The organism is Paracidovorax sp. (genome assembly GCF_057642795.1).
In genome coordinates this window covers 48,696-61,579 of record NZ_JBXYZY010000034.1, presented here as the reverse complement: position 1 = coordinate 61,579, position 12,884 = coordinate 48,696, and the positions used below count along the sequence as shown (strand labels likewise).

The following is a 12,884-nucleotide window of genomic DNA, read 5'->3' as shown; positions in this document are numbered from 1 at the left end:
GTGGCGTTCAGTCGTCCAGCGACGCGCTCCAGCGCTGGCCCCAGTCGCCGGCCCGGTCGATATTGCGGCGGTCGCGCTTGGTGGGTCGGCCTTCCTGCAAGCTCGCGGCTGGTTCGGGCGCGAGGCGGCGCAGTTCGGCAGCTGCCGCGCGGGAGGCAATGCTCTCCGGTGTTTCCTCGAACAGCAACTGCGCTACGGGCGCGGGCCCGCGCATGGCGCTCAGGGCGCGGATCACCACAGTGCGTTGGACCGGGCCCTGGCGCAGCTCCAGGGTGTCGCCGGGGCGAACGTCGCGCGCGGCCTTGGCCTGTTGCCCGTTGACCGTGACGCGGCCCTTTCCGATCTCTTCGGTTGCGAGGCTACGGGTCTTGTAAAAGCGCGCGCACCATAGCCATTTGTCCAGGCGCATGGCTGCCACAGGGGTCTTGCTCGTCGGGGTTGTCATCGTTCCGATTGTGCCCAAGGCCGGTGCCGGGCTCAGGCGCTGGCCGGGTCCAGTGGCAGGCGAACGACGGCATCAAGCCCGGCGATGCGGCCGCCTGCCTCGCGGTTGACCAGCGCGATGGTGCCGCCCAGCGCATGCACGATCTCGTGGCAGATGGCCAGGCCCAGGCCCGAGCCGGTGCGGATGTCGCCGGCGGAGAAGGGCTGAAAGAGCCGCGTGGCCAGTTCCGCATCGATGCCCGGGCCCTGATCGGCGATGGTGAGCGCTGCATGCCGGCCATCGCTGCGCAGGTCGACGCTGAGCGTGCTGCCGGCCGGCGCGTGGCGGATGGCGTTGTGCAACAGGTTGCGCGCGAGCTCGCGCAGCATCCACGCATGGGCACGCAGCGGGGCCGGGTCGGTGTAGATGCCGAAGTCCAGATCGTGCTGCGCCACCAGCGGGGACAGGTCGAGCGCCGCCTCGCGCAGCACCGTGTCCAGCCGCGTCAGCGGCGGCGTGGCCTGATGGCGCAGCTGCTCCACCTTGGCCAGCGCCAGCATCTGGTTGGCCAGCTGGGTGGCCCGGTCCACCGTGTCGCCGATCTCTCGCAGGGCTTGATCGGGCGGTGCATCGCCGCGCAGGGCTGACTGCACCTGGGTCTTGAGGACGGCCAGCGGCGTGCGCAGCTGGTGCGCGGCGTCGCGCACGAAACGTTTCTGGTGTTCCAGCAGATAGTCCAGTCGCTGCATCACGCCGTTGGTGGCGTCGATCAGGGGCTGCAGCTCGCGCGGCGCGGAAGGGGCGGCGATGAGGCTCAGATCGTCCTCGGCCCGGTCCTGCAGGTTGGCGCTGAGCTGGCGTACAGGCCGGGTGGCACGCTGTACCACCAGCACCACCACGAGCGCGATGGCGGCCACCAGCAGGGCCTGCCGCGCCAAGGTGTTCCAGAGCATCTGCAGCGCCAGGGTGTGTCGCAGCTCCAGCGTTTCGGCTACCTGGATCACCGCCATGCCGCGGCCGTGCGCCGATGAAACGGGCTGCAGCAACACGGCCACGCGCACGGACTGGCCGCGGAATTCGTCGTTGTAGAAATCGACCAGAGCGGCATAGGGTGGCCGCTTCGGGATGGTGCCGCGCCATACGGGCAGCTCGGCGAAGCCAGAGATCAGTTCGCCGTGCAGGTTGGAGACGCGGTAGAACATGCGGCTTTGGTTGTCCGCCTCGAAGGCTTCCAGCGCCGAATAGGGCACGATGGCGTGCAGCCTGGCGGCATCGTCGTAGCCGACCACGTCCAGCTGCTCGCTGATGCTCTTGGCCGAGGCGAGCAACGTGCGGTCGTAGGCGGTGTGCAGCGACTGCAAGGTCTCGCGGTAGAGACTCAGCGTGTTGAAGACGATGAAGGCGAACACAGGCACCAGGATGCCCACCAGCAGCTGCTGGCGCAGGGAGAGCGTCGGCTCCGCGCGGCGCATCGCCTGGCGTCTCAAGCGTCGGCCTTCAGAAGGTAGCCCAGGCCGCGCAGCGTCATCAGCGTGAGACCGGTGCCTGCGAGCTTCTTGCGCAGGCGATAGACGACGACTTCGATGGCCTCGTACTGCACGTCGAGCTGTCCCGGGAACACCAGCTCGTACAGCCGTTCCTTGGTGACGGCGTGGCCCGGCTGGGCGAGGAGGGCGCGCATCAACGCCAGTTCGCGCGGGGTGAACTCCATTACTTCCCCATTCAGATAGATCGCACCGCTCTCTTTTTCATAGCGTATGGCGCCCAGAACGACTGCGCTGGGGACCGATCGTGCTTCGGGGGCATCACCGCTGCGGCGTACCAGTGCGCGCAGGCGCGCCTCCAGTTCGTCCAGATCGAAGGGCTTGGGCAGGTAGTCGTCCGCGCCCGCGTTCAGGCCCAGCACCCGGTCGCCCACGGTGCCACGGGCCGTAAGCAGCAGCACGGGCGTGCGCAGACCGCGCGCGCGCGCCTGCTGCAGCACCTGCAGGCCGTCCAGGCCGGGCAGGCTCAGGTCGAGCACGATGGCATCGGGTGGGCGGGCGATCCACTGCGCCAGGGCCGCGCGGCCGTCGGCCAGAGCGGTCACTTCCATGCCGCGCCGCGCCAGCGAGCGCTGTAGCGTGGCCTGCATGGCGGCGTCGTCTTCCACGAGGAGCAATTGCATGGGCCGGACCTTAGCACCGCCTGTGCAGGGCGTTCGCCCAGGTGTTTTCCCTGAGTCTGCGGACAGCCATTTGACAGGATGGGCGCGCATCATCGCCGCCACAAGAACGAGTTTCGGCAGGGCCGCCGCAGCCTGCCGGAAGCCCCCCATCTTCCAAGGAGACATGCCATGCGCCGCGATACCTTCCTCAAGTCATTGGCCGCCCTGGCCGCCACCGGCGCGCTGCCCTTGTCGGCCCACGCCTCAACCGCTGTCAAGATGATGCTGCCCGCCAACCCGGGCGGCGGCTGGGACACCACGGGCCGGGCTCTGGGCAAGGCGCTGCAGGACGCGGGCGTGGCCTCGTCCGTCACCTACGACAACAAGGGCGGCGCGGCCGGCGCCATCGGCCTGGCCCAGTTCGTCAATGGCTCCAAGGGCGACCCGAATGCGCTGATGGTGATGGGTGCCGTGATGCTGGGCGGCATCATCACCGGCAAGCCACCGGTCAACCTCTCGCAGGCAACGCCCATCGCGCGCCTGACCAGTGAATACAACGTCTTCGTGCTGCCTGCCAATTCGCCCTACAAGTCGATGGCCGAGGTGATTGAGCAGCTCAAGAAAGACCCGGGCAGCGTGAAATGGGGTGGTGGCTCGCGCGGCTCCACCGAGCACATCGCGGCGGCCATGATTGCCCGCGAGGTGGGCGTGGACCCGGCCAAGATCAACTACGTGGCCTTCCGTGGGGGCGGCGAGGCGATCGCGGCCATCCTGGGCGGCAACGTGACCATCGGTGGCGGTGGCTACAGCGAAATGGCCGAATACATCAACACCAAGAAGATGGTGCCGGTGGCCGTCACCTCCGGCCAGCGGCTCAAGGGCTCTGCCGTGCCGACCCTCAAGGAGCAGGGCATCAACGTGGAGATCGGCAACTGGCGCGGCGTTTATGGCGCCCCGGGCATCACCCCGGTGCAGCGCAAGGCGTTGATCGACATGGTGGCCCAGGCGGTCAAGAGCAAGAGCTGGGCGGAGTCGATGCAGAAGAACGACTGGACCCCCGCCTGGCTGCCGGGCGACGAGTTCGGCTCTTTCGTCGATTCGGAGTTCGCCAGCCTGCGCGCCACCATGGTCAAGGCCGGCATGATCTGACCTGACGCGGCTCCGGCCCTGCCGAAGATGAGCGCATTCGCCCAGGTGGCGGGTGCGCTTTTCTTTCGCCTCTTCGTTTGCCATTGTTGAATTTTCCCTGGGTGGTTTCCCATGACTGAACACTCGATTTCCGCCGCCTCACCCGGCGATGCGCCGCCCGAGCCCGGCTCTGGCAACGTGCCCGCCACGCGTGCCCAGTTGCTGGTGGGCGTTGGCGTGCTGGTGGTCGCTGCCGCGCTGGCCTGGGGCGCGCTCGCCATCCCCGCCAATGCGGGCTATGGCGGCGTAGGCCCCAACTTTCTGCCGGGGCTGGTGTCGGGAGTGCTGGCTCTCTGCGGCGCCTTCCTGGTGTGGGAGTCGCTCTCTGGTGGCTTTCGCGAGCTGGATGCCGGCGGCGGCGCGGCCCGGGCCGACAAGGGCGCCTTCGCCTGGGTGTCGGCCGGCCTGCTGCTGAACGCGGCGCTCATCACCACCGTGGGCTTCATCCTGAGCTGCACGCTCTGCTACCTGCTCGCAGTACAGGGCCTGCGCCGGGCTGCGGGCCAGCCGGCTGCCGCCAGCCTGCGCACCTGGGGCGTGGACGCGTTCACGGGCCTGCTCATCTCGGCGCCCGTCTTCTGGGCCTTCACGCAATTCCTGGCGATCAACCTGCCGGGCCTGACGAACACGGGGTGGCTGTGATGGAAATCTTCGACGCACTGCTGGCGGGCTTTGCCACCGCCGCCACGCCGGTCAATCTGCTGTGGGCCCTGGTGGGCTGTGCCCTGGGCACGGCGGTGGGCGTGCTGCCCGGCATCGGCCCGGCCGTAGCCGTGGCCATGCTGCTGCCCATCACGGCCAAGGTGGAGGTCACGGCCTCCATGATCTTCTTCGCGGGCATCTACTACGGTGCCATGTATGGCGGCTCGACCACCTCCATCCTGCTGAACACGCCGGGCGAAACGGCCAGCATGGTCACGGCCATGGAGGGCAACAAGATGGCCAAGAGCGGCCGCGCCGGCGCGGCGCTGGCCACGGCGGCCATCGGCTCGTTCCTCGCCGGGACCATCGCCACCGTGGTGGTGACGTTGTTCGCGCCCTATGTGGCCGACTTCGCGGTCAAGCTCGGCCCGCCCGAATACTTCATGCTGATGGTGCTGGCCTTCACCACCGTGAGCGCGGTGCTGGGCAAGAGCGCGGTGCGCGGCATGACGGCGCTGTTCGTGGGCCTGGCGCTGGGCTGCATCGGCATGGACCAGATCTCCGGCGCCGCCCGCTACACCCTGGGCCAGCCGGAGCTGCTGGACGGCATCGACATCGTGCTGGTGGCCGTGGGCCTCTTCGCCGTGGCCGAAGTGCTCTACGCCGCCCTCTACGAAGGCCGCGTGGTCGATACGCAGAACCGCATGGGGCGCGTTCATATGACCAAGCGCGACTGGAAGCGCTCGGTGCCCGCGTGGATCCGCGGCACGCTGATCGGTACGCCCTTCGGCTGCATCCCGGCCGGCGGCACGGAGATCCCGACCTTCCTGACCTACGCCACCGAGAAGAAGCTGGCCAAACCCGAAGACCGGGCCGAGTTCGGGACCCAGGGGGCCATCGAAGGCGTGGCGGGCCCCGAGGCCGCCAACAACGCCACGGTGACGGCCGCGCTGATCCCGCTGCTGACGCTGGGCATTCCCACGTCGAACACCACGGCCGTGCTGCTGGGCGCATTCCAGAATTACGGCATCAACCCCGGTCCGCAGCTCTTCACCACGTCGGCCACGCTGGTGTGGGCGTTGATCGCCTCGCTCTACATCGGCAACATCATGCTGCTGGTGCTGAACCTGCCCATGGTGGGCCTGTGGGTCAAGCTGCTGAAGGTGCCCAAGCCGCAGCTCTACGCCGGCATCCTGATCTTCGCCACGGTGGGCGCCTACGGCATGCGCCAGAGCGCGTTCGACCTGTTCCTGCTCTACGGCATCGGCCTGCTGGGCGTGCTGATGCGGCGCTTCGACTTCCCGACCGCGCCGGTGGTGGTGGGCATGATCCTGGGCCCGCTGGCCGAAGCGCAGATGCGCAACGCCATCTCCATCGGCGAAGGCAGCTGGCTGGTGTTCCTGCAGCGGCCCATGTCGCTGACGCTGCTGGTGATCGTGCTGGCGGTGTTGATCGTGCCGCGCGTGCTCAAGCACCTGGGGCGCCGCAAGCTGCTGCGGCTGCAGCAGATGGATGCCTGAGCGCAGCACCGCGCTCGAACGCTCGATGCAAGCAAAACGCCCGGCCTAGCCGGGCGTTTTGCTTTGGCGTGGACCTTGTCTGTGGGGCCGCGTCAGAAATCGACGCTGGCGCTGACCACCAAGGTGCGCGGCGCGCCCAGCACCAGGTAGCCGGAGCCTGGATAGCCGCCGACGGAAGCCCAGTCGTTGCGGTTGGCCACGTTGTCCACGCGGGCGCGCAGGGTGAGGGCCCGGCCGTTCCACTCGGTCAGGTAGCGCATGCCCAGGTCCAGCCGGGTCCAGCCGCTCACGCGCAGGGTGTTGATGGCGTTGGCGTAGCTGGCGCCGGTATGCACGAGGCGGCCGTCCACGGCCAGCCCCCGCACGCCGGGCACGTCCCATTCCGCGCCGGCCGTGGCCTGAAAGCGCGGCACGCCGATCACGCGCTGCCCGTCGGTGGTGGCGCTACCGGTGCGGCGCTGCTGGGCATCCAGCCAGGTCGCGCCGCCCATACGCGCAGGCCGCGCGTGGCCTCTCCGAAGAGGGTGGCTTCGACGCCCTGGTGGCGGTCCTCGCCCTCCGAGGTGAAGCGCGAGCCCACCATCAGCGAACGCGGCTTGGTGGTCGAGAACACGGCCACGCTGCCGCCCAGGCGGCCCCCGTCGAACTTCACGCCGATTTCCTTCTGCTTTGAGATGTAGGGCGACAGCTGCTCGCCCGCGTTGGACACGGCCACGCCGCTGGAGGTGGCGGGCGCGGTGTCGCCCGCCACCAGCCCCTCGATATAGTTGCCGTACACCGACCACTGCGGCGTGGCCTTGAACACCACGCCGAGTACCGGGCTGGTCCGGCTTTTCTCGTAAACCGTGCTGTCGCCGCCGGCGCCCGTCACGGCGCCGTTGAACACCGTGCGGTAGGTGACGGATTCGGTCTCGATGGTCTGGTGGCGTGCGCCGATGGTGAGCAGCGTCCGGCCGTCCAGCAGCGACAGCGTGTCGCCCAGTGCGAGGCTGCGCAGCTTGGTGCCGCCGTTGTAGGCGGGGTTGGCCAGGTCGTTGCCCAGGAAGGTGAGCGGCGTCTGCGCGTAGCTCGTGGGGTTGTAGAGGCTGGTGTTCAGGGTGAAGCCGCTGCTGAGCGCATAAGCGTTGTCCTTCTTGAGGCGGAAGGCGGAATAGCTGGCGACCCATTCATGGCCCACGCTGCCGGTGCGCAGCTTGCCGCGCAGGCCGAGTTCGCCCGTGTCCACCTGGTCCTTGCGGGCGTTGTCGAAGCGGCTGGTGGTGGCGGCGCCGGTGGCGGCGTTGTTCACGGTGATGTTGGCCAGCGAGTTGGCCTCCTTGCTGCGCCGCAAGCCGTAGGCGGCCCAAGCGGTCACGTCGCCGGTGATGTCCCATTCCCCGCGCAGGGTGCCGAAGAGGTCGCGCTCGTTGGAGTACGACCAGGGCTGCGCCCAGTTGGACGAGGCATCGGGCGCGGCCGGAATGCCGTTGGCCGAGGTCACGTTGGTGCGGGTGCGCTTGAGCTGGTCGTCCTGCCAGCCGATGTCGCCCGAGAGGCGCACGTCGCGGCTGCGCCAGTCCAGGCCCAGGGCGAACAGGCCGAGCTTGGCGTTCTCGTCATCGACGGCGGTGTCGCCGCCGCGGTAGGCCGCGTTGAGCCGGATGCCGGTGCTGCCGTCGGGGCCGAAGCGCCGCGCGATGTCGGTGGAAACGCCCGCTTGGCCACGCGCACCGTGGGCTCGTTCTGCAGCACATCGCCCACGCTGCGGGCCTGCCGGTCCTGGATCAGCTCGTTGGTGTAGCTGGTGATGGAGAACGGCGTGTCCATGTTGTCGCGGGTGCCCAGGACGCCGGCCCGGCCGCCGCGTGCCACCTGCCCGCCGGCATAGGCCGGCGAAAGGCCCTTGGCTGATGCGTCGGCGCTGGCGCTCACGTTCACGGTGGGCATTTCGGTGGGGGCGGGCGTGGCGGTGGTCTGGGCGTGCAGGGGCAGGCTGGCGACCAGCGCGGCGGCAGCGAGAGGGGTGATGCGATGCATGGAAACGGGCCCTTGGAAAAGCGGATGGAAAGGAGCACGCGAACGCGTGCGGGGCGTGGTGGCGGGGACGCGAACGGCCCCACAGCCGCACCGTGCGAGCACCCAGCGCCGCATTGGCAATGGCCGCAGCGTGCAGATGGCCTGCGCCCTTCGGCATGGGGGTGTAGATGTTAATGAGAATTATTGCTAACAAAAAAACAAGCGGCCCCAGACTACGTGCGCGGTACACCTGGCGGAGCACCATGGGGAGGAGTCTTCTCTCACCCTTCCCCTTGTCCGAATGCCGCCCCGCCATGGGGCCAGGAGCGCACCATGTCCCCCAGAAACCAACAGCAAGCCGCCAAGCTCTGGCGTCAGGGGGCCGAGCTGTCGGTCGCCGCTCCGCAGGTGATCGCACACCGCCTCACGCGCATGGCGGCTGCCGGAGCGCAGCCTTCAGCAAGCGATCAGCGCGAGTTCACGCGCATGGTGGCGGAAAAGCAGACGGCCTTTGCCGAAGCCTGGATGGCCATGGTCACGCAGTCCATGCTGTCGGGGCCCGCATTGGGGTTGGCGATGATGCGGGCCTGGTTCACGCCCTGGGGCAGCAAGAGCAGCTGGACCGGCCAGCAGGCGCTGGCCTCGCAGTGGCAGTCCGCCGCCATGGGGGTGATGGGCAAGGGGCTCGCGCCGGTGCGGGCCAAGGCCGTGGCGAATGCGCGGCGCCTGAACCGGCTCTGAGCGAGCCGGCGCGGCTGGGCCGCAACCCGCGCTGCTGCCTGGTGCGGCCAGCCCGTGCGCGGGGTGAGGGCAATGGGGGCGGCGCCCGCTACTGCCGGAACGAACGTGCAGGTCGCGCTCAGCGCGTTTCCCAGCCGCCCATGTGCTGCTGCGCGATCTGGCTGAGCGCCGTGATCCACGGCGCGCCATCGTTCATGCAGGGGATGTAGCGGAATTCCTGCCCGCCGGCGTGCAGGAAGGCTTCGCGCGCTTCCATGCTGATTTCTTCCAGTGTCTCCAGGCAATCGCCCGTGAAGCCCGGGCACATCACGTCGACGCGGCGTGTGCCGGCCTGCGCCATGGCGACGAGCGTGGGCTCGGTGTAGGGCTCCAGCCACTTCGCGGGGCCGAAGCGCGACTGGAAGGTCAGGCGCCATTGGTCAGGCTGCAGATCCAGCGCCTCGGCCAGCAGGCGTGCGGTGGTCTGGCATTCGGCCTGGTAGGGGTCGCCCAGGCGCACATTGCGTTCGGGAATGCCGTGAAAGCTCATCACCAGCTGTTCGGCCGGGCCGCCTTCGCGCGCCCAGTGGGCGCGCACGCTCTGCGCCAGCGCGTCGATGTAGGCCGGGTGGTCGTGGTAGCTGTTGATGAAGCGCAACTCGGGAAAGCGCCTCTGGCGCCGGGCCCAATCGGTCACGTCGTCCACCACGCTGGCCGTGGTGGTGGCTGAATACTGCGGATAGAGCGGCAGCACCAGCACGCGGTCCACGCCTTCGTCCTGCAGGGCCTGCAGCTGCGAGGCGATGGAGGGCTTGCCGTAGCGCATGGCGTGACGCACGGCCACGCGTTGGCCCGCTTCGCCCAGCCAGCCGCGCAGCATCGTGGCCTGGCGCTGCGTCCATACCGCCAGGGGCGAGCCATCGGGGGTCCAGATGCTGGCGTACTTGGCGGCCGACTTGGCCGGCCGAACGCGCAGGATGATGCCGTGCAGGATGGGAAGCCAGGCGATGCGCGGGATCTCCACCACGCGCGGATCGCCCAGGAACTGCGCCAGATAGCGGCGCAGCGCCGGCGCCGTGGGCTCGTCGGGCGTGCCCAGATTGCACAGCAGCACGGCGGTGCGGACGGGTGATGTATTGGAGCTGCGGTCTGCGTGGGCGGGTGGGGCTGAAGTCATGGATATGTGGGAAGGTGGCACCAGAACGGTTGCGCTATTCTCGACCACCATGCTCGACACCGCCCGCATTCGCGCCATCACCCTGGATCTTGACGACACTCTTTGGCCCGTCTGGCCCGCCATCGGGCGGGCAGAGGTCGTGCTGCGCGAATGGCTTCAGCCGCGCGCGCCGGCCACGGCTGCGCTGCTGGCCGATGCGCAGGCGGCTGCTGCCATCCGCTCCGGCGTGTTGCAGGCCCACCCGGATTGGTCGCACGATTTGAGCGCGCTGCGCCGCGAAAGCATCCGCACCGCGCTGCAGCGCTGCGGTGAGGACGAAGCCCTGGCGGATGGCGCCTTCGAGGTGTTCTTCGCTCAACGCCAGCGCGTGGACCTGTATGACGACGCCATCGCTGCCCTGGACTTCCTGGCGGCGCGTTACCCGCTGCTGGCCGTGAGCAACGGCAACGCGCATCTGGAGGTGATCGGCCTGGACCATTACTTCCGTGGCAGCCTCAAGGCGCGCGAATTCGGCATCGCCAAGCCCGACGCGCGCATCTTCCACGCCGCCGCGCAGTGGCTGGAGGTGGAACCCGCCGCCGTGCTGCATGTGGGCGACGACGCGCTGCTGGATGCGCACGGTGCGTTGCAGGCCGGCATGCAGGCCGTGTGGATCAACCGGCAGGCCGAGCCCTGGCCGCATGCCGGCCCCCAGCCGGCCACGGTCGCCGACCTGACGGGGCTGTGCCGGCTGCTGGGCGCACCACAGGGCTGAGGGTAGGCCCATCTCTCCTGGGGTATTGCTATTAAAAATATAGCTATATGCCAAGGTGAATCAAGCGCTACAGGCTTATTGGCCGCCTAAACGCCTAGGAAACTGCGCAGCGCAGCCAGCGTTTCCTCGGGCGCTTCCGTCATCTGGCTGTGGCCTGCGGGCAGCATCTCCACCGCTACAGCAAGCCCGCGCGCCTGGGCTGCGGCGATCAGGCCCTGCGCGGCGCGCGGCGCCGTCATCTGGTCCGAACGGCCCAGCGCGAACAGCACCGGGCACGCGAGGGCGGCGATGGCCGCCTCCGCGCCCGCATAGCGATCGCAGGCCACGAAGCCCCGATGGAACACGTTGACCTGTGGATTGCTGCGCAGCACGCGCCGGCCCAGCGCCATGCCGGCGCCGAAGGTCCAGAACCCGCCGCCCGAGGGCGAGGCCAGGCCGCTGCGCGAGAACACGTTGACCATGCGCAGCGCCTTTTCGGGCTCGTGGAGTGCGGCGTCGATCAGCGCCGGCGAGACCTTCATCGGATAGGCCGTGCCCACCAGCGCCAGGTGCGTGGCCGCCGTGCCCAGACGCGCCGCAGCTTCCAGCGCGATCAGCGAGCCCCAGCTGTGGCCGACGAGGGCGGCGCGCTCCACGCCCAGCGCACGCAGCAGGGCGAGCATGGAATCGGCCGCCTGTTCCACGCTTTCGGGCGCATCGCCGCCGCTGCGGCCGTGGCCGGGCAGATCGACGGCCAGCACGTTCCAGCCGTGGTGGGCCAGGTGCCGGCTCTGGAAGCCCCAGACGCTGTGGTCGTTGAGCACGCCGTGGATCAGCACGGCCGTGGGCCGCGCCGCATCGAAGGGTTTGCCGCCGGTGTAGCAATAGGTGGCGGCGCCGTTGACGGTGACTAGCATGGCGTCAGGCCCCCGCTTTCTCGGCCGCCTTGAGCGCCCGTTTCAGGTCGTCGATGAGGTCGTCGGCATCTTCGAGCCCGATGGACAGGCGTATCGTGCCCTGCGAGATGCCGGCCTGCGCCAGCGCCTCGTCGCCCATACGGAAGTGGGTGGTGCTGGCCGGGTGGATCACCAGGCTGCGGCAGTCGCCCACGTTGGCCAGGTGGCTGAAGACCTTCAGCGCCTCGATGAAGGCCTTGCCCTGGGCGCGGCTGCCCTTGAGGTCGAAGCTGAACACCGAGCCTGCGCCGCGCGGCAGCAGCCGCTGCGCCAGCGCATGGCTGGGGTGGGATTCCAGCATCGGGTGGCCCACGCGGGCGACGAACGGGTGCGCCGCCAGGCATTCGACCACCCGCTGCGTGTTGCGCATGTGGCGCTCCATCCGCAGCGGCAGCGTCTCGATGCCTTGCAGGATCAGCCATGCGGTGTGCGGGCTCATGCAGGCGCCGAAGTCGCGCAGGCCCTCGCGGCGCGCGCGCAGCAGGAAGGCGCCGACGGTGGATTCCTCGCTGAACACCATGCCGTGGAAGCCCTCGTAGGGCGCCGTCAGCTCCGCGAAGCGGCCGGCCGTGCGCGGACCCTCCCAGTCGAAGCTGCCGCCATCGACCACCACGCCGCCGATCACCGTGCCGTGGCCCGAGAGGAACTTGGTGGCCGAGTGATAGACCAGGTCCGCGCCATGCTCGAAGGGCTTGATGAGCCAGGGCGAGGTCAGGGTGGAATCGACCAGCAGCGGCACACCGGCTTCGTGCGCGATGGCGCTCACGGTGGGAATGTCCAGCACGTCGAGCCCGGGGTTGCCCACGGTCTCGCCAAAGAAGAGCCTGGTGTGGGGGCGCACGGCGGCGCGCCAGCCGTCGATGTCGCCGGGCCGCACGAAGGTGGTCTTGATGCCGAAGCGCGCCAGCGTGTAGTGCAGCAGGTTCTGCGAGCCGCCATAGAGCGCCGTGCTGGCCACGATGTGGCTGCCAGCGCCCATCAGCGTGCAGATCGCCAGATGCAGCGCGGCCTGCCCGCTGGCCACGGCAATGGCGCCCACACCGCCTTCAAGCGCCGCCACGCGCTGCTCCAGCACCGCGTTGGTCGGATTGCTGATGCGGCTGTAGACGTGGCCCGGCCGCTCCAGGTTGAAGAGCGACGCGGCATGGTCGCTCGACTCGAACACGAATGAGGTGCTCAGGTGGATGGGCACGGCGCGCGCGCCGGTGGCGGGGTCGGGCACGGCGCCCGCGTGCAGCGCGAGCGTGTCGAAGCCGGGGTCTGAGTAACCGGGCATGGTGTTCGTGTCTCCTTCTGTACTTCTGTGTCTGGCCTCGGTTTATTGTGGGCTATATTCTTTCGCTACCCATCCGCCATCCGCGCGGGCCTGCATCCCTGGAGACA

Annotated in this window: 11 protein-coding genes and 1 pseudogene; 5 read left to right on the top strand and 7 right to left on the bottom strand. The window is 69.0% G+C overall.

All coding sequences use genetic code 11. The features are described 5' to 3' along the window. Positions 1–7: 7 nt before the first annotated feature. The 3 genes from AC3A84_RS13110 to AC3A84_RS13100 all read right to left on the bottom strand — a co-directional run bounded on the left by AC3A84_RS13110 (position 8) and on the right by AC3A84_RS13100 (position 2,591). Entirely contained in the window at positions 8–409 is a 402-nt protein-coding gene (locus AC3A84_RS13110) for an RNA-binding S4 domain-containing protein (RefSeq protein ID WP_487970154.1), read from the bottom strand. 68 nt (positions 410–477) lie between these two features. After that, complete coding sequence (locus AC3A84_RS13105; RefSeq protein WP_487970578.1) at positions 478–1,896, bottom strand: sensor histidine kinase; 1,419 nt, start codon at positions 1,894–1,896, stop codon at positions 478–480. Positions 1,897–1,907: 11 nt separating this feature from the next. Further along, entirely contained in the window at positions 1,908–2,591 is a 684-nt protein-coding gene (locus AC3A84_RS13100; RefSeq protein WP_487970152.1) for a response regulator, read from the bottom strand. A gap of 168 nt (positions 2,592–2,759) precedes the next feature. Between AC3A84_RS13100 and AC3A84_RS13095 the strand changes: the two genes are divergently transcribed. From AC3A84_RS13095 to AC3A84_RS13085, 3 genes are all read left to right on the top strand, one after another. Continuing rightward, positions 2,760–3,719: a Bug family tripartite tricarboxylate transporter substrate binding protein gene (locus AC3A84_RS13095; protein WP_487970151.1), complete on the top strand. Its 960-nt coding sequence runs from the start codon at positions 2,760–2,762 to the stop codon at positions 3,717–3,719. A 111-nt stretch (positions 3,720–3,830) separates the two neighbouring features. Beyond that, positions 3,831–4,400, top strand: coding sequence for a tripartite tricarboxylate transporter TctB family protein (locus tag AC3A84_RS13090; RefSeq protein WP_487970150.1), 570 nt, complete (start codon positions 3,831–3,833; stop codon positions 4,398–4,400). Then, positions 4,400–5,920, top strand: coding sequence for a tripartite tricarboxylate transporter permease (locus AC3A84_RS13085; RefSeq protein ID WP_487970148.1), 1,521 nt, complete (start codon positions 4,400–4,402; stop codon positions 5,918–5,920). Before AC3A84_RS13090 ends, AC3A84_RS13085 begins: the two co-directional genes overlap by 1 nt. 92 nt (positions 5,921–6,012) lie before the next feature. On the opposite strand, the pseudogene AC3A84_RS13080 reads toward AC3A84_RS13085, so the two are convergent. Beyond that, positions 6,013–7,936: pseudogene (locus AC3A84_RS13080) on the bottom strand (TonB-dependent receptor). Between the two features lie 312 nt (positions 7,937–8,248). Between AC3A84_RS13080 and AC3A84_RS13075 the strand changes: the two are divergent. Beyond that, positions 8,249–8,656, top strand: coding sequence for a polyhydroxyalkanoate granule-associated phasin (locus AC3A84_RS13075; protein ID WP_487970146.1), 408 nt, complete (start codon positions 8,249–8,251; stop codon positions 8,654–8,656). A gap of 118 nt (positions 8,657–8,774) precedes the next feature. Here the strand turns inward: AC3A84_RS13075 and hemH are convergent, their stop codons facing one another. After that, positions 8,775–9,812, bottom strand: coding sequence for a ferrochelatase (gene hemH, locus AC3A84_RS13070; protein WP_487970145.1), 1,038 nt, complete (start codon positions 9,810–9,812; stop codon positions 8,775–8,777). Between the two features lie 49 nt (positions 9,813–9,861). Here hemH and AC3A84_RS13065 point away from each other — a divergent pair, with 49 nt between their 5' ends. Next, positions 9,862–10,566, top strand: a complete 705-nt coding sequence (locus tag AC3A84_RS13065; RefSeq protein ID WP_487970143.1) for an HAD family hydrolase — start codon at positions 9,862–9,864, stop codon at positions 10,564–10,566. An 86-nt stretch (positions 10,567–10,652) separates the two neighbouring features. Here the strand turns inward: AC3A84_RS13065 and AC3A84_RS13060 are convergent, their stop codons facing one another. Further along, positions 10,653–11,462 (bottom strand): alpha/beta fold hydrolase, encoded by an 810-nt coding sequence (locus AC3A84_RS13060; RefSeq protein ID WP_487970141.1) that lies wholly within the window; start codon positions 11,460–11,462, stop codon positions 10,653–10,655. A 4-nt stretch (positions 11,463–11,466) separates the two neighbouring features. Then, positions 11,467–12,777: an O-acetylhomoserine aminocarboxypropyltransferase gene (locus tag AC3A84_RS13055; protein WP_487970139.1), complete on the bottom strand. Its 1,311-nt coding sequence runs from the start codon at positions 12,775–12,777 to the stop codon at positions 11,467–11,469. Between the last annotated feature and the right edge of the window lie 107 nt (positions 12,778–12,884).